The sequence below is a fragment of the Celeribacter sp. SCSIO 80788 genome, from assembly GCF_051054295.1.
GTDB lineage: Bacteria > Pseudomonadota > Alphaproteobacteria > Rhodobacterales > Rhodobacteraceae > Celeribacter.
Map to the genome: position 1 here is coordinate 998,086 of NZ_CP150482.1, position 14,669 is coordinate 1,012,754.

The 14,669-nt window shown below is 63.9% G+C and carries 16 protein-coding genes; 4 read left to right on the forward strand and 12 right to left on the reverse strand.

The window, feature by feature from the left end; all coding sequences use genetic code 11:
- Positions 1-85 precede the first annotated feature (85 nt).
- Both pgl and zwf read right to left on the reverse strand, forming a co-directional pair.
- Positions 86-757 (reverse strand): 6-phosphogluconolactonase, encoded by a 672-nt coding sequence (pgl, locus tag V1471_RS05135; protein ID WP_434287258.1) that lies wholly within the window; start codon positions 755-757, stop codon positions 86-88.
- The gene (zwf, locus tag V1471_RS05140) at positions 754-2,208 is read right to left on the reverse strand and encodes a glucose-6-phosphate dehydrogenase (protein WP_434287260.1); all 1,455 of its coding nucleotides are present in this window, start codon (positions 2,206-2,208) and stop codon (positions 754-756) included. The genes pgl and zwf overlap by 4 nt, the downstream gene beginning before the upstream one ends.
- A gap of 258 nt (positions 2,209-2,466) precedes the next feature.
- On the opposite strand from zwf, the gene V1471_RS05145 reads away from it, so the two are divergent.
- The gene (locus tag V1471_RS05145) at positions 2,467-3,417 is read left to right on the forward strand and encodes a radical SAM protein (protein ID WP_434287261.1); all 951 of its coding nucleotides are present in this window, start codon (positions 2,467-2,469) and stop codon (positions 3,415-3,417) included.
- 56 nt (positions 3,418-3,473) lie between these two features.
- Here the strand turns inward: V1471_RS05145 and V1471_RS05150 are convergent, their stop codons facing one another.
- From V1471_RS05150 to V1471_RS05185, 8 genes are all read right to left on the reverse strand, one after another.
- Entirely contained in the window at positions 3,474-4,058 is a 585-nt protein-coding gene (locus tag V1471_RS05150) for an HNH endonuclease (protein WP_434287262.1), read from the reverse strand.
- Positions 4,059-4,192: 134 nt separating this feature from the next.
- On the reverse strand, positions 4,193-5,791 hold the full coding sequence (locus V1471_RS05155) for an ABC-F family ATP-binding cassette domain-containing protein (RefSeq protein WP_434287263.1): 1,599 nt from the start codon (positions 5,789-5,791) through the stop codon (positions 4,193-4,195).
- On the reverse strand, positions 5,763-5,888 hold the full coding sequence (locus V1471_RS05160; RefSeq protein WP_434287264.1) for a hypothetical protein: 126 nt from the start codon (positions 5,886-5,888) through the stop codon (positions 5,763-5,765). Before V1471_RS05160 ends, V1471_RS05155 begins: the two co-directional genes overlap by 29 nt.
- A gap of 154 nt (positions 5,889-6,042) precedes the next feature.
- Positions 6,043-6,711: an alpha/beta hydrolase gene (locus V1471_RS05165; RefSeq protein ID WP_434287265.1), complete on the reverse strand. Its 669-nt coding sequence runs from the start codon at positions 6,709-6,711 to the stop codon at positions 6,043-6,045.
- A 100-nt stretch (positions 6,712-6,811) separates the two neighbouring features.
- Positions 6,812-7,351, reverse strand: a complete 540-nt coding sequence (locus V1471_RS05170; RefSeq protein WP_434287266.1) for a hypothetical protein — start codon at positions 7,349-7,351, stop codon at positions 6,812-6,814.
- The gene (locus V1471_RS05175; protein ID WP_434287268.1) at positions 7,348-7,971 is read right to left on the reverse strand and encodes a DNA-3-methyladenine glycosylase family protein; all 624 of its coding nucleotides are present in this window, start codon (positions 7,969-7,971) and stop codon (positions 7,348-7,350) included. Before V1471_RS05175 ends, V1471_RS05170 begins: the two co-directional genes overlap by 4 nt.
- Complete coding sequence (locus V1471_RS05180; RefSeq protein WP_434287269.1) at positions 7,971-8,708, reverse strand: cobalt-precorrin-6A reductase; 738 nt, start codon at positions 8,706-8,708, stop codon at positions 7,971-7,973. Before V1471_RS05180 ends, V1471_RS05175 begins: the two co-directional genes overlap by 1 nt.
- Before the next feature lie 11 nt (positions 8,709-8,719).
- Positions 8,720-9,763, reverse strand: coding sequence for a cobalt-precorrin-5B (C(1))-methyltransferase (locus V1471_RS05185; RefSeq protein WP_434287270.1), 1,044 nt, complete (start codon positions 9,761-9,763; stop codon positions 8,720-8,722).
- Positions 9,764-9,871: 108 nt separating this feature from the next.
- Here V1471_RS05185 and cobA point away from each other — a divergent pair, with 108 nt between their 5' ends.
- The 3 genes from cobA to V1471_RS05200 all read left to right on the forward strand — a co-directional run bounded on the left by cobA (position 9,872) and on the right by V1471_RS05200 (position 13,346).
- The gene (cobA, locus tag V1471_RS05190) at positions 9,872-10,732 is read left to right on the forward strand and encodes a uroporphyrinogen-III C-methyltransferase (protein ID WP_434287271.1); all 861 of its coding nucleotides are present in this window, start codon (positions 9,872-9,874) and stop codon (positions 10,730-10,732) included.
- The gene (locus V1471_RS05195; protein ID WP_434287273.1) at positions 10,729-12,003 is read left to right on the forward strand and encodes a cobyrinate a,c-diamide synthase; all 1,275 of its coding nucleotides are present in this window, start codon (positions 10,729-10,731) and stop codon (positions 12,001-12,003) included. Before cobA ends, V1471_RS05195 begins: the two co-directional genes overlap by 4 nt.
- A gap of 101 nt (positions 12,004-12,104) precedes the next feature.
- Positions 12,105-13,346, forward strand: coding sequence for an MFS transporter (locus tag V1471_RS05200; RefSeq protein WP_434287275.1), 1,242 nt, complete (start codon positions 12,105-12,107; stop codon positions 13,344-13,346).
- A gap of 18 nt (positions 13,347-13,364) precedes the next feature.
- On the opposite strand, the gene V1471_RS05205 is transcribed toward V1471_RS05200, so the two are convergent.
- Together V1471_RS05205 and V1471_RS05210 are read right to left on the reverse strand one after the other, a co-directional pair.
- Entirely contained in the window at positions 13,365-14,237 is an 873-nt protein-coding gene (locus V1471_RS05205; protein ID WP_434287277.1) for an NUDIX domain-containing protein, read from the reverse strand.
- Complete coding sequence (locus V1471_RS05210; RefSeq protein ID WP_066708171.1) at positions 14,228-14,668, reverse strand: TrgA family protein; 441 nt, start codon at positions 14,666-14,668, stop codon at positions 14,228-14,230. Before V1471_RS05210 ends, V1471_RS05205 begins: the two co-directional genes overlap by 10 nt.
- Between the last annotated feature and the right edge of the window lies 1 nt (position 14,669).

A 14,669-nucleotide genomic window follows, 5' to 3' on the forward strand; every position in this document is an offset into this window, starting at 1 on the left:
TTCTGCTTATAGTCGAATTGTTTCAGGGACGCTAAACCTTCCTCGCAAAAGAGGAAATTTCAACACGAAACGGTTCGCGCAGAGCTCAGGGTGCCCAATGCACCGTCGCATCGGCCAGAAAAGCGCGCACCGGCGCCTCGATCTCCGACAGGGTTTCCGCCCGCTCGAGGGCCACGCGTTTCTCCGCTCCAGTGATCAGGATGTGAGTCGAGATCGCGGTTTTGAGCGCCTTGGCCGAAAGCGTGATCCTCGGCTCACCCGCGCCGGGCGCGCGCATCGCCAAAAGCGTCGGCGCGTCCTCAGAGAGCCCCAGCTCAAGCTGATCCGCGCCGGGAAACAGGCTGGCCGTGTGCATATCCGTCCCCATGCCGAGCAAAAGCACATTGAGCGGCAGCGCCGCCTCCACCGCAGGCATCAGCCCCGGCAGGCCTTCCTCCGGCGTCGGTACGTCGCGATGGAGCGGGATGAGCCGCGCGGCCACCGCCTGGCCCACCAGAAGACGGCGTTTCAGAAGCGCCGTGTTCGAGCGTTCCGAGCTTTCCGGCACCCAGCGCTCGTCGTTCAAAAGCACATCGACCCGGCCCCAGTCGAGCGACACGCCCGAGAGGATGTCGAACACCGGCCCCGGCGTCGTACCGCCCGGCACACAGAAACTCACGCGCTCCTCGACCTCGAGCGCCGCACGCAACTCCCCAGCGATCTTGTTGGCGAGATCGAGCAGCATCACTTCGCGGTCGGGAAATTCGACGAAATTCATCCCTTGATCTCCCGCCAGCGCCGCCCCTCGCGATGCAGCATGATCGCCGCCTCCTCGGGGCCCGAGGAATAGGCCTCATAGGGTTTCGGCACGTCGCCGCGCGCCTCCCAGCTTTCGATCAGAGGATCGGTCCAGGCCCAGGCCGCTTCCACCTCGTCGCCCCGCATGAACAGCGTCTGGTTGCCACGGATCACATCCATGATCAGGCGCTCATAGGCATCCGTAATCTCCTCAGCCTCTTCGCCAAGCGCCTCGGCAAAGGTCATATCGAGCGGCACGTCGATGAGGCGCATCCCCCCCGGCCCCGGTTCCTTGATCGTCACCTTGAGCGTCATGCCCTCATTGGGCTGCAAACGGATCGAAAGCAGGTTGGCATGGCGTCCTGCCTCTTCGCCAAAGATCGAATGCGGCGCGTCTTTGAACACCACGGCGATCTCCGAATTGCGCGCCTTGAGTTTCTTGCCGGTGCGCAGGAAAAACGGCGTTCCCGCCCACCGCCAGTTGGAAATCATGCAGCGCAGCGCAATGAAGCTTTCGGTGCGCGAGCGCGGATCGCCCGCATCTTCGCGGTACGACGGTTCATCGTCGGTGGCGTCATATTGGCCGCGCACGATGTGGTGATGGTCGATCGGCTCCAAGGCGCGGATCACCTTGAGCTTTTCGTCGCGCACCGAATCCGGTTCGAACCGCGAGGGCGGCTCCATCGCGATCAGGCACAAAAGCTGCATCAGGTGGTTCTGCACCATGTCGCGCATCGCGCCCGAGCGGTCGTAATAGTCGCCCCGCCCGCCAACACCGACCGTTTCGGCCACGGTGATCTGGATGTGATCGACATATTGCGAATTCCACAGCGGCTCGAAGAGGATATTGCCAAAGCGCACCGCCATCAGGTTCTGCACCGTCTCCTTGCCGAGATAGTGGTCGATCCGGTAAATCTGCGTCTCGTCGAAATGTTTCGCCAGATCGCGATTGAGCGCTTTTGCGGTTTTGAGATCGCGGCCAAAGGGCTTCTCGACCACGATCCGCGCCTTGTCGTCGGCGATGCCATGGCTCATCAGCCGCTCGGCAATGTCGCCAAAGAGCGACGGTGCCACCGAGAAATAATAGGCCTTGATCACATCGTCGCGCATCATCCCCTTGAGCGCGTCCCAACCGTCCTCGCCACGGGCATCGACTTGCACGTAATCGAGCCGCTTGAGAAAATCGCCGATCAGCGCCTCGTCGCAGCTGTGTTTCGAAGAGAATTCGAGGATCGCCGCACGCACGATGCGGCGGAACTCTTCCGTGTCGTGTTCGGAGCGCGCCGCCCCGATGATCCGCGCCGTGGGCGGCATTTGACCGGCGCAGAACCGGCGGTAAAGCCCCGGCAGGATTTTCCGGCGCGCCAGATCCCCCGTGCCCCCGAAGATCACCAGATCGAAATCATCGACCGGAATGACGCGTGACGCCATGGCTGTGTTCCTTTTCGCGTTTGAGCCGCCGGATCCGGGGACGTCTCCGCCCCGTTTCACAGCGCTTTGAGCGTTAGCGCTAACGAGCCTTCTCCTAGCGCTTTGTCACAGAGAAGTCTAGCATCCCCGCGCCACCTCTCAAGTGTCCTTCCGGACAATTTCATATTCACGCTGCCGTGCAGCGAAAAGTGAGGCCTTTTCACCACGCAGCACAGCGTCTACCCTGAAAGAAGCCCTGCGCCCCGGAGACATATCGCGATGAAAGATCATGGCCAATCTCTTGCCAACGTTGGAAAATTCATCGATCCTGCGGTGACGGCCAAGGGCGAGACCCGGGCCCGTGTGGCGCTCGAACGGCTCGAGACCCTGTGGTTCAACACCGGCACGCTGTGCAACATCACCTGTGTGAACTGTTATATCGACAGCTCACCGACCAACGACGCGCTCGTCTATCTCACGGCGCAGGAGGTCGAAACCTATCTCGATGAACTGGACGCGCTCGACTTGCGCCCGCACGAGATCGGTTTTACCGGCGGCGAACCCTTCATGAACCCCGAGATGCCCGGGATGACGCGTGCGGCCCTCTCCCGCGGCTTTGAGGTGCTCGTTCTCACCAATGCCATGCGTCCGATGCAGCGCCCTGCCATCCTCGCCGCGCTTGCCGAACTGAACGCGGCGTTTCCCGGTCGATTGACCCTGCGTATTTCCCTCGATCATTTCACGGCGGAACATCACGACGCGATGCGCGGTCAGGGCAGTTTCGCGGTGACGCTCGCGGGCATGGATTGGCTTCGCGATCAGGGGTTTACCATGACCGTCGCGGCCCGGTCGCTCTGGCATGAGACAGAGGCCGACACCCGCGTGGGCTTTGCGGCGCTCTATGCCGCGCGTGGCTATGACATCGATGCCGCCCACCCGGCCAAAACCGTGATTTTCCCGGAGATGGATATGACCGTCGAAGTGCCGGAAATCACCACCGCCTGTTGGGGAATCTTAGGCAAATCGCCCTCCGACATCATGTGCGCCTCGCAACGCATGGTGGTGAAGCGCAAGGGGGCCGCGCCCTCCGTCGTCGCCTGTACGCTTTTGCCTTATGCGCCGGAGTTCGATCTTGGCCCGACACTTGCGGGGGCGATGGGGGCTGTGGCGCTGAACCATCCGCATTGTGCGAAATTCTGTGTGCTGGGCGGCGCATCCTGTTCCGCCTGATCGCGCTTCATTGCACGGGATTTTGAGTATTTGGGCCATCAGAAAGCCCGAAATGGTCACATGTCCAGTTCGGCATCCCAATAGAGAAAGTCGATCCAGCTGTCGTGCAGGTGATGCGGCGGGAATTTGCGCCCCATGTTCTTAAGCTCCTCGGCCCCCGGCGCGCGCGGCGGTTTGCGCAGGTTCATCCCGGCCTGACGCAGCGATTTCGAACCCTTCTTCAGGTTGCAGGGCACGCAGGCCGCGACGATATTTTCCCAGCTGGTGATGCCGCCGCGCGCCCGCGGAATGACGTGATCGAAGGTCAGATCGCCTTTCGAGCCACAATATTGGCAGCGGAACTCATCCCTTAAAAACAAATTAAAGCGCGTGAAGGCCACGCGCTTTTGAGGTTTGACATAATCTTTGAGGACGACGACCGAGGGGATGCGGATTTTGCAACTCGGGGAATGAACAAAGTCGTCATATTCCGCCACGATGTCGACCCTGTCGAGGAAGACCGCCTTGATCGCCTCCTGCCAGGGCCAGAGCGACAGCGGGTAATAAGAGAGCGGTCGGTAATCCGCGTTCAGCACCAGCGCGGGATGCGCCTTGGCCGCGTTGGGTTCCCTGACAAAATGTGTCCTGAAGTCTCCATCCATGGGTGCACCGTTCCTCGTCCTGCTCAACTCGTGGCTGGCGGGACGGGACGACCCGTCCCACAACTCTTGTTTCACTATATATCGCGGCTTTGACCTGACAAGCCTCAGAATATGCGAAACGCTTGTCTCGGTCTTTACAGGGCTTTCGTGACGCCCATGTGACGCGAATTCAGGCAGAACCTCGCCGAAATCTCCAGTTTCCGCAGAAAATGCGCATCGTGGCTGACCACGATCAGCGCGCCACGCCACTGAGAAAGCCCCTCTTCCAGCGCCTCCAGCGCATCGAGATCGAGGTGGTTCGTCGGCTCGTCGAGCAGGAGAAGCGGTGCCGGATCGCCGCCCGCGCCCAGAAGCGCAATCGCAGCCCTGAGCCGCTCGCCGCCCGACAGCACCGCCACCGGTTTCAGCGCGGCATCACCGCGAAACCCGGCCTGTGCCAGTGCGGTGCGGATTTCGGCGGGGTTGAGATGCGGATGCTCGGCGCGTGCGGCCTCGATCAGAGATCCCGTCCCCGTTAGCCCACCGGTCTGGTCCAACCGGGCGCATTTGACCGGGCGGCTCATCTCGCCCGAAAGCGGCGCGATCTCGCCCGCAATGCCGCGCAGAAGCGTCGATTTTCCGGCGCCGTTCGGGCCGAGGATGGCCAGCCTTTCCGGTCCCGTCAGGCTCAGAGAAACCGGGCCGACCCGGTGATCGCCCGCTGCAAACACCGCTTCCTTCAGGGTCAGCACCTGTTTCGTCGCGGGGAGGACGATTGCGGGAAAGACCATCGCCACCGGCGTCACGATTTCGATCCGTTCGCGTACCGCCGCCTGTGCCGCGTCCAGTGCCTCGCCCCGCCGTGCCGTGGCCCGGAGCCGCCCACCGGCCGCGCCTTCGGCCCCTTCCTTGGCTTTGTCCAACAGCATTTTCGATTGCGATCCGTCGCGCAGCGCCTTGCCTTGGCGCGCCCGCCGTGCCTGCCGTGCGGCGGCCTCTTCGCTCTGCGCCCGATGCGCGCGCAAGGCCCGCCCGGCCTTGTCGGCCTCCGCCCCAAGCCGTGCGCGCTCCGCCGTTTTGGCCGCCTGAAACGCCGACCAGCCGCCGCCGAACAGGGTCACCGAGCCGTCCGGTTCCAGCGAGACGATGCGGTCGACCGTTTCGAGAAGCGCGCGGTCATGGCTTGCGATCAGGGCCAGCCCGCGATGGGCTTTCAACGCCAACTGAAGGACCTCCCGCGCCTCCGTGTCGAGCGCATTGGTCGGCTCGTCCAGCAACAGGATGTCGGGCGCGTCAAAAAACAGCGCCGCGAGCGCGGCGCGCAATTGTTGCCCGCCCGACAGCGTTCCAAGACGACGTTCGGGGGAGATGTCCGAGAGGCCAAAGCGATCGAGCTGCGCCGAGAGACGCTCCTCCAAGCTCCAATCGACCTCTTCGAAGGCCCCGCTCGTGGCCTCCCCCGCAAGTGCGCGTTTGAGATCCGCCCAGGCCTCGGCACAGCCGAACAGGTCACAAATCCGAGCGTGCGGATCGGGCGACTGATCGAGCAGGCGCACGGGGCCGGAAAGCGAGATCTCGCCCGTGACCGGCACTGGCGAAATTTCCCCCCGAGCGGAGGCTGCGATAAATTTGAGAAGAGAGGATTTCCCCGATCCGTTTCGCCCGACAAGCCCGGTCACGCCGGGCCCGAGGGTCAGATCAAATCCTGCGCGAGGTCCCGCAAGCTCAGAGCTTGCGTTTGCGGTCCTCAACACGGATGCGGACAGGGAGACGTTCCTCAGTCGGACGCTGGGAAAGGAAGGCATAGGCCACCACGACACCGGTTGCAATCAAGGCGAATGCGGTCGTCATGAGAATGTCCATAGGTCAGCCCTCCTAGCTTTGTATAAAATAGGTAACACCCGAAGGTGCAGGGTCAAGGGGTCTTGCCGATCATGCCGTGAAAAAAGTGAACACAAGACTAACTTTTGTCCTTTTTCCCTCCATGACGCGCAAGACCGTTACGTTACCCGGCCTCGTAGCCCAGTTTTTCACGCAAAAACGCCAGAGCAACCCCCAAGCCATCGGGCGAAATCCCGTGGCCCATGCCGCGCATGATATGGGCGTAGGTCTCGAACCCCGCCTCTTGCAACACCTGACCGGCCTCCGGCATCGACTGTGGCGGCACCACCTCGTCCTGATCGCCATGCAACAGCAGGATCGGCAGTTTCACCTTCATCTCGTCTTCCAGCATTTCGGGCGCAATCAGACGCCCGGAAAAGCCCACGACACAGGCGAATGCCTCTTCGCGGCGCGGCGCCACATGGAGCGACATCATCGTGCCCTGCGAAAAGCCCACGAGCGCGATCTGCTCCGCCTCGAACCCGTAATCGACCATGAGATTGTCGAGATAGTCATTGAGCTCATCGACCGCGCGCAGCATGCCATTGCGCGCTTCTTCTTCCGAGGAGCCGTCGATCCACGGGATCGGGAACCACTGAAACCCCATCGGGTTGCCGGTGCAGACCTCGGGCGCATCCGGGGCAAAGAACATCGTGTCGGGCAGGTGTTCGCCCAAAGGATCGGCGAGGCTCAGGAGATCGTTGCCATCGGCGCCATAGCCATGGAGGAAAATCACCGCAGAGCTCGTGCGCCCCGACAGGCTGTCGCGTTTGTGGTTGGTCAGATCGCTCATGGGGTCCTCTCAAACTGGGTCATGGCCAAGCTCTAAGCACAAAGCAGGGGCTTCGCAACCGGGCCGGCAGCGACCGCGCAATATGGCGCAGCCCCCCGGCTCACCAGAAACAGAGTTGCAACACGCCGGCGTTGTCGCCAAACCCGGTGTCGTTGATCCGAAAATCGAGCTGCGGTTCCTGCCCGATCGTCCAGGGCTCTTCGCCTTCATTGAGGAGCGCCCGAGAGTCGCCATCCGCGAAACGGACCATAAGCGCGCCGAAGGGCGCGGATTGATCGAATTTATATTTGTCATAGGGCGCGAGCGCTTCGGCATCCGCCCCGGTATGGCCGCCATTCAGGACGGGCGCATATTGCGCCTTGTCGACGGTCCACCCCACCTGATCGGTATGGATGATCATATAGGTAAAATTCCGTCCAAGAATCCCCTCGTGTGGCACCATGTAGCGTTGCCAACCCATGGTCGAGGCAATCTCGATGCAGTCCCAGTCGTCGCCAATCTTATCCCAATCGCCTTGCGCATAGATATGCGCCAAAGGCACATCCTCGGCCGACACAGGCCCCGTCAAAACAGACCCCGCCAAAACAGACCCAACCAAAAGCGCCAGTGGAGCCACAAGACCCGCAGCGGTTTTCGTCATCTCACACCCTCGCGTTGTTTCGCCACATGGTAATAGGCCCAGAGCACCCGCGCCGCGACCGACCGCCATGGCGACCACGCCTCGGCCATCTGCCGCAGCGCGCGCTCTTTCGGGCGGTCCGGCAGATCGAACAACAGGCGCGCCGCTTCCTGCAAGGCCAAATCGCCCGGCGCGAACACATCGGCATGGCCCAGCGAGAACATCGCATAAATTTCCGCCGTCCAGACGCCGATCCCCGGCACTTCGGTCAGGGTTGCGACCACCTCGTCGGTCGGGGCCTCCCGCAGCGCGCCGTAGTCGATCCGCGCCTCGGCCAAGGCCTTGGCATAGCGCACCTTTTGCCGCGACAAGCCGCAGGAGCGCAGATCGTCTTCGCTGGCCCAAAGCACCTTGCGCGGGCCTGTGAGCCTGGCCGCCTGCAAGCGCCGCCAGATGCCATTGGCGGCGGCAACCGAGATTTGCTGGCTGACAATCGCGCCCAGAAGCTCTTCGAACCCGTCCTTGCGCCGCCGGAGCGGCAAAGGCCCGGTCAGGCTCAGCGCATGGGCAAAACGCGGCTCGCATGTGGCCAGATGCGCCGCCCCTTCGGCGACATCCGCGTCACAGGCGATGATCCGCATCAGAAGGTCTCACCATGGGTTTCAGCCCATTCCAGCGCATCGAGCAATTGCTCCCGCCGCTCAACGCCCTCGGGCACCGGCGGGCGGGCGATCATGGCGATGGGAATGCCGAGCTTGCGCGCCGCGTCCAGCTTGCCGCGCGCCGCCCCGCCTGCGTTTTTCACCACGAGGACATCGGGTTTGAGGCGCTCGAACAGGGCAATCTCATCGGCTTCGGAAAACGGCGGCCGCCCGGTGATCCATTCGCCCTCATAGGGAAACGGCCCCTCCGGCGCATCAATCACCCGGCAAATCAGATGCCGCCCCGGCAAAAGCGGCCCGATGCGCCCAAGGCTCTGCCGCCCGGTCGCAAGGAACACGCGCGCGCCTTCGGGGATCATCGCGGGCAGCTCCGCGAGATCGTAGAGGTGATGCCAAGCGTCGCCCGGCTGCGAGCGCCAGATTTTGCGTTCGTACAAAAGATACGGCAGGCCCAGCTCACGACAGACCCGTGCCGTGCGCGTCGTGATCGCCTCGGCAAACGGGTTCGTCGCGTCGATCACGGCGGTGATCCCGGCCTCTTTGAGATAGGCGCGAAACCCCTCCTCGCCGCCAAAGCCCCCCACGCGCGTCTCGATCGGATAGGTCAGCGGATCGTCGGTGACGCCCGCCAGAGAGGCCACCGCCTTGATACCCGAAGAGGCCAGATGCCCGGCCAGATTGCGCGCCTCGGTGCTGCCTGCGAGAAGAAGGATCATCTATGCCCGTCCTATGATGCCTGACCTATAATGGTGCCCTTGCGGTCGATCACCACGATGTCAAAGGCACATCCGCGCCCGCCAAACCGTGTTTCGACCTGTTCCAGCGCCTTTTGCGCCACCCGCGCGGCAAAGTCAGCCCCCAGACGGTCGTAAATCTCCAGCGCCGTGTTGCAATGCACAAGATCCGGGTCGGCCATCTCGGCGGCCCAATGGGCCAGATCGACCTGAGACCGTTTCGAATGCAGGTCCATTTCGCCCTGCGCCAGCTTGGCGATCTTGCCGATGCCGCCGCCGATGGTGACCCGCGGCACCGGGTGTTTCATCAGGTATTTCAGCAGCCCGCCCGCGAAATCGCCCATGTCGAGCATCGCCCCCTCGGGCAGATCGTAAAGCCCCCGCACCGCGCGCTCCGAGGTCGCACCCGTGCAACCCGCCACATGGCAAAGCCCCTCGGCACGCGCCACATCGACGCCGCGCTGGATCGAGGCAATCCATGCCGCGCAGGAGAACGGTCGCACCACGCCCGTCGTGCCCAGAACCGACAGCCCGCCCTTGATGCCAAGCCGCGGGTTCCATGTTTTCTGCGCGATCTCTGCGCCACCGGGAATGGAGACCGTGATCTCCACATCTCCCGCCTGCCCCAGCCGTTTCGCCATCTCCGCCACCTGCCCGGCCATCATCTCGCGCGGCACCGGGTTGATCGCGGGCTCTCCCGGCGGGATCGGCAGGCCGGGTTTCGTCACGGTGCCGACGCCCACGCCCGCCCGGAACACAATGCCACCCCCGGAGGCACAGACCCGCGCCCGGATTTCCGCACCATGGGTCACATCCGGATCGTCGCCCGCATCCTTGATCACCCCCGCCTCGGCCCAGCCCGGCCCCTCTGCGCGGTGCGAGATCGCAAACTCCGGTCGCTCGCCCTTCGGCAATGTGATCCGCACACGCTCGGGAAACCCCTCGCCCCAAAGCGCCATCAGCGCCGCGCGGGTCGCCGCCGTCGCACAGGCCCCCGTGGTCCAGCCACGGCGCAAAGAAGGTGAAGTCTCGGTCATCGCCGCCACGATAAGCCAGCCAACCGCGCGCCGCCAGCCGCTTTCGCACGAGCACTCACGCGCGCAATGAGGCTTCCCCCACGCCCCGGCCTTCGTCATAAATCAGACATGACAGAATCGACGCTCTCCCTCCCCTCGGGCGACTGGCCCACTCTGGAACCCGGCTGGGTTTGGCTTTGTGGCGCGGGTCCGGGCGATCCCGGCCTCTTGACGCTGCATGCGATCAACGCGCTGCGCCAGGCCGATGTGATCGTCTACGATGCCCTCGTCGGGCAGGAAATTCTGAGCTGGGCGCCCGAGGGCACCGAGCTGGTCTATGCCGGCAAACGTGGCGGCAAGCCCTCCGCGAAACAGGCCGATATTTCGTTGCAACTGGTCGATCTCGCCCGCGCGGGCAAGCGCGTGTTGCGCCTCAAGGGCGGTGATCCTTTCGTCTTTGGCCGCGGCGGCGAAGAGGCCCAGACGCTCATTCAACACGGCGTGCCGGTGCGCATCGTGCCGGGAATTTCGGCGGGGATCGGCGGGCTTGCCTATGCGGGCATCCCGGTGACGCATCGCGACGTCAACCAATCCGTGAGCTTCGTCACCGGCCACGATCAGACCGGCGGCCCGACCGGCAGCCTCGATTGGGAGGCCCTGTCGCGCGCCTCCGGCGTTCTGGTGATCTACATGGGGATGAAACACGCCCCGACCATACGCGACGGCCTTCTTAAGGCCGGACGCCCCGCAGACGAACCCGTTGCCGTCGTGTCGCAGGCCACATTGCCCGAACAACGGGTGCTGGAAACCACGCTCGGCGCGATGGTCGAAGACATCGCCAATGCCGGGCTTGAGCCGCCCGCGATCATCTGTGTCGGGCGCGCGGTTTTGATGCGGCAGGTGCTCGACTGGCAGGCCCTGATGCGCGGCGAGGCCCCGCGCGACACCGATCCGCTGGGTCGTGGCAAACCGGCAGAACAAGGCGGATGACCACGGGCCTCCTGATCGCCGCGCCTGCCTCCGGCTCCGGCAAAACCACCGTCACGCTTGGCCTATTGCGCGCGCTGACCCGGCGCGGCGTGCCGGTGCGCGGCGCGAAATCCGGCCCGGATTACATCGACCCGCGCTTTCACGAGGCAGCCACCGGCCGCAGCTGTGTCAATCTCGACGCCTGGGCAATGACGCCCGAACGCCTGACAACGCTCGCCTCCGGCGACGGGCTTTTGATCGTCGAGGGCGCGATGGGCCTGTTCGATGGCGCACCGCCAGAGGGCAAGGGCGCCTCGGCCGATCTCGCGCGCCTCTTCGACATACCCGTGGTTCTGGTCGTCGATGCCGCGCGCATGGCCGGGTCCGTTGCGCCGCTGGTGGCAGGCTTTGCCCATCACGATTCGCGTGTGAAAATCGCAGGCGTGATCCTCAACAAAACCGGCTCGCCGCGCCATGCGGAGATGCTCGCCCGCGCCCTTGCGCCCCTCAACATCCCGCTGATCGGCGCCCTGCCCCGCAGCGCCGCGCTCAGCCATCCGGACCGCCATCTCGGCCTCGTGCAGGCCGGTGAGCGCCCCGATCTCGACGCCTTTCTCGACGCCGCCGCCGATGCGGTCGAGGCGGCGCTCGATCTCGACCTGATCCAAAACCTCGCCACCCCGCTGCCTGTCGCAGCTCCCCCCGCGCGCGTGCCGCCGCCCGCCCAGAGCCTTGCCGTGGCGCAAGACGCGGCCTTCGCCTTCACCTATCCGCATCTTCTGGCGGACTGGCGGGCGCAGGGCGCGGAAATCCGGTTTTTCTCGCCTCTGGCCAATGAAACGCCGCCGCCCGCCGATCTGGTCTACCTGCCCGGCGGCTACCCCGAATTGCACGCCCGGCGTCTCGCCGCCAATCACCAGTTCCTTCAGGGGCTCCGAGAAGCCGCCGCGCGGCGTCGGGTTTACGGCGAATGCGGCGGCTATATGGTGTTGGGAGACGGGCTGATCGACAAGGACGGGGTGCGGCACAAAATGGCGGGTCTGTTGCGGCTCGAAACCTCCTTTGCCGCGCGTAAGCTGCATCTGGGCTACCGCCATGCGCAGGCCGTGAACGGCCCGTTCCCCGGTCGATGGGCAGCGCATGAGTTTCACTATGCCACGACGCTCAAGGCCGAGGGCGCACCGCTTTTTGCCGCTTCGGATGCCGAAGGCACCGATCTTGGACCGCAAGGGCTGATCTCCGGCTCGGTCGCGGGGTCGTTCCTGCATCTGATCGACGCCATCACGTCGTAATCCCCGTTTCTGCACAGCGCCCCTTGAAGAACGCGGGTTCTCAGCGCGCGCCGCAGCCGTTAAACGGAAAACACATTCAAAGACACGCACACGGACGCCTCATGACCGACACGGCCCTCCACGATCCCCAGCCAGACCAACAGCCCGACCAGCAGCGCGCAAAGCGCAATGTGCTGATCCTCGTTCTGGCGCAGGCCTTTCTCGGCGCGCAAATGTCGATGATCTTTTCCATCGGCGGGCTTGCCGGGCAGTCGCTCGCGACCAACCTCTGTTTCTCCACCCTGCCGATCTCCGCCACCGTAATCGGCTCCATGCTGGCCGCAACGCCGCTTTCGGGTGCGATGCAGCGCTGGGGGCGGCGTGTGGGCTTTTGGATCGGCACGAGCGCAGGCACCGTCGGCGCGGGCATTGGGGCCTATGCGCTGTTGCATCAAAGTTTCTGGCTCTTCGTTCTCGGTGGCTTCTTCACCGGCATCTATCAATCCTCGCAAGGCTTCCTGCGTTTCGCCGCCACCGACACCGCCGACGAGGCCTTTCGCCCGAAAGCGATCTCATGGGTCATGGCCGGCGGGCTTCTGTCCGCGCTGATCGGGCCGCAGCTCGTTAAAGTCACGTCGCAGGCCATGGTCGTGCCCTTCCTCGGCACCTATCTCGCGGTGATCGCGATCAACATCCTGGGCTCGATGTTGTTTCTCTTCCTCGACATCCCGAAACCTCCCGTTTCGACCCATCATCACCTGATCGGGCGCTCGCGGATGGAGCTTCTGAAAACCCCGCGCATCGCGGTGGCGATCATCATCGCCACCACCTCCTATGCGCTGATGAACCTCGTGATGACCTCGACGCCGCTCGCGGTCGTGGGCTGCGGGTTCGAAGAGAACACCGCCGTCAATATCGTCTCGGCCCACGTCTTTGCGATGTTCCTGCCGTCCTTCTTCACCGGCTATCTGATCGCCAAATTCGGCGTCGAGCGGATCATGTCCATGGGCCTCGTCATCTTGGGCGCCGCCGGTGTGGTGGCGATGATGGGTGTGGAGCTGGAGAATTTCTTCGGCGCGCTGATCCTTCTGGGCGTCGGCTGGAACTTCGGCTTCATCGGTGCCACGGCCATGCTCTCCTCTGCCCATGAGCCCTCCGAGCGGGGCCGCGTTCAGGGCATGAACGACCTGATCGTCTTCGGCGGCGTGACGCTGGCCTCGCTGGCCTCCGGCGGTCTTCTCAATTGCTCCGGCGGCTCGGCACAAGACGGCTGGATCGCGGTCAACCTGACGATGATCCCGCTCCTGACGCTCGCCGGTGCGGCGCTGATCTGGCTCTGGATGCAGCCGAAAAACAAAGGGTAACGCGGTGGGCGGGGGCCTTTACACCCCCGCCTCTGCCCTGATCCGGTCGCGATGACGCGAAAGCCACAGCGCCGACATGTAAAGCGGCCCCACGTCTAGTTGGCCCGCGTCGCACATCTCCATCAGCCGCGCAAACGGGATCACATAGGACGCAATGTCCTCATGCTCGTGATCCAGCCCGCCACCCCGTTTGGCGAGGCTCTCGGGCAGATCGGCTATGCCCACATAAGAGGTCACATATTCGGTGATCGCCCCCGAAGAGGGGTAATATTCCGCCACCTTGTGAAGCGCCCCGATCGTGACACCCGCCTCTTCCTCCGCCTCACGCCGCGCCGTCGCCTCCGGGCCTTCGCCGGTGTCGATCCGCCCGGCAATCGGCTCCAGCATCCAAGGGCGCACATCGCCGCGCGCATAGGGGCCAAAGCGGAACTGCTCGATCACCAGCACATGGTCGCGCACCGGATCATAGGGCAAAACCGTCGCCGCATCCGCCATGAGAAATCCCGCGCGGGTCATCACCTCGGAACTGCCACCGTCGAACAACCGATGCGTCAGCACGCTGTCGTCGAGCGCAAAGAAATGCGAATAGGGAATGGCCCGGCTCATCAGCGTCACATCGGCCCGCGACAGATCGGTCCGGCCTTCCGCCCTTGGACGTTCGCCCGCCGCTGCGGTCAGCCTTGCCCAGGCCCGGATGAAGATCGCGGAGCGCAGCACCCGCAACTCCTCCACTTCGCGTTCGCCCTCGTAAAGCACCACCTCTTCGGCGGCGGCCGCGATCAGCGCGGGCGACAGAAACGGCTCATCACCGTCGAGAACCGCCCGCAAAAATGCCACCTGATCCGAGTTGAACCGGGCTTTCAGCGGCGCAAAAACATCGCTTACGACCATTTGCGCGCCGCCTTCTCAGTGATCCAGCCGCCAAAGAACCCGCCCGCGACCAATACGATGACAATGTCCCATTTCAGCATCAACAAACCGTTGTCGCGCATCATGTCCACCATCGACATCAGCGCCTGCGTCGGGCCGCGATAATGCTTGTCGAGCGAGCGGTGGATCATCATTTCGAAGGAGAAATAGAAGATGGCCCAGAAAGTCAGGATCACCGAGGCCGAAAACCCATAGCTCAGTGCCGCCGCCATCGTGTCGCCCGCGCGCCGCCCGAGAAAGACCCAGCCGGTCAACAGTCCGATGACCCCGGTGATATAGGAAAACAACCCGACTTGTGTGCCTTCCGGCAGGTAGGGGATCACCAATTCGGCGGCGAACCATGCCAAAAGGGCAAACCAGAGGGCTGCGACGAGTTTGGCGGCTGTGGGCATC

Excerpts from the sequence above, each read along its gene's own strand:
- pgl (WP_434287258.1), bottom strand. The coding sequence starts at position 757 with ATGAATTTCGTCGAATTTCCCGACCGCGAAGTGATGCTGCTCGATCTC.
- zwf (WP_434287260.1), bottom strand. The coding sequence starts at position 2,208 with ATGGCGTCACGCGTCATTCCGGTCGATGATTTCGATCTGGTGATCTTC.
- V1471_RS05145 (WP_434287261.1), top strand. The coding sequence starts at position 2,467 with ATGAAAGATCATGGCCAATCTCTTGCCAACGTTGGAAAATTCATCGAT.
- V1471_RS05150 (WP_434287262.1), bottom strand. The coding sequence starts at position 4,058 with ATGGATGGAGACTTCAGGACACATTTTGTCAGGGAACCCAACGCGGCC.
- V1471_RS05160 (WP_434287264.1), bottom strand. The coding sequence starts at position 5,888 with ATGACGACCGCATTCGCCTTGATTGCAACCGGTGTCGTGGTGGCCTAT.
- V1471_RS05165 (WP_434287265.1), bottom strand. The coding sequence starts at position 6,711 with ATGAGCGATCTGACCAACCACAAACGCGACAGCCTGTCGGGGCGCACG.
- V1471_RS05170 (WP_434287266.1), bottom strand. The coding sequence starts at position 7,351 with ATGACGAAAACCGCTGCGGGTCTTGTGGCTCCACTGGCGCTTTTGGTT.
- V1471_RS05175 (WP_434287268.1), bottom strand. The coding sequence starts at position 7,971 with ATGCGGATCATCGCCTGTGACGCGGATGTCGCCGAAGGGGCGGCGCAT.
- V1471_RS05180 (WP_434287269.1), bottom strand. The coding sequence starts at position 8,708 with ATGATCCTTCTTCTCGCAGGCAGCACCGAGGCGCGCAATCTGGCCGGG.
- V1471_RS05185 (WP_434287270.1), bottom strand. The coding sequence starts at position 9,763 with ATGACCGAGACTTCACCTTCTTTGCGCCGTGGCTGGACCACGGGGGCC.
- cobA (WP_434287271.1), top strand. The coding sequence starts at position 9,872 with ATGACAGAATCGACGCTCTCCCTCCCCTCGGGCGACTGGCCCACTCTG.
- V1471_RS05195 (WP_434287273.1), top strand. The coding sequence starts at position 10,729 with ATGACCACGGGCCTCCTGATCGCCGCGCCTGCCTCCGGCTCCGGCAAA.
- V1471_RS05200 (WP_434287275.1), top strand. The coding sequence starts at position 12,105 with ATGACCGACACGGCCCTCCACGATCCCCAGCCAGACCAACAGCCCGAC.
- V1471_RS05205 (WP_434287277.1), bottom strand. The coding sequence starts at position 14,237 with ATGGTCGTAAGCGATGTTTTTGCGCCGCTGAAAGCCCGGTTCAACTCG.
- V1471_RS05210 (WP_066708171.1), bottom strand. The coding sequence starts at position 14,668 with ATGCCCACAGCCGCCAAACTCGTCGCAGCCCTCTGGTTTGCCCTTTTG.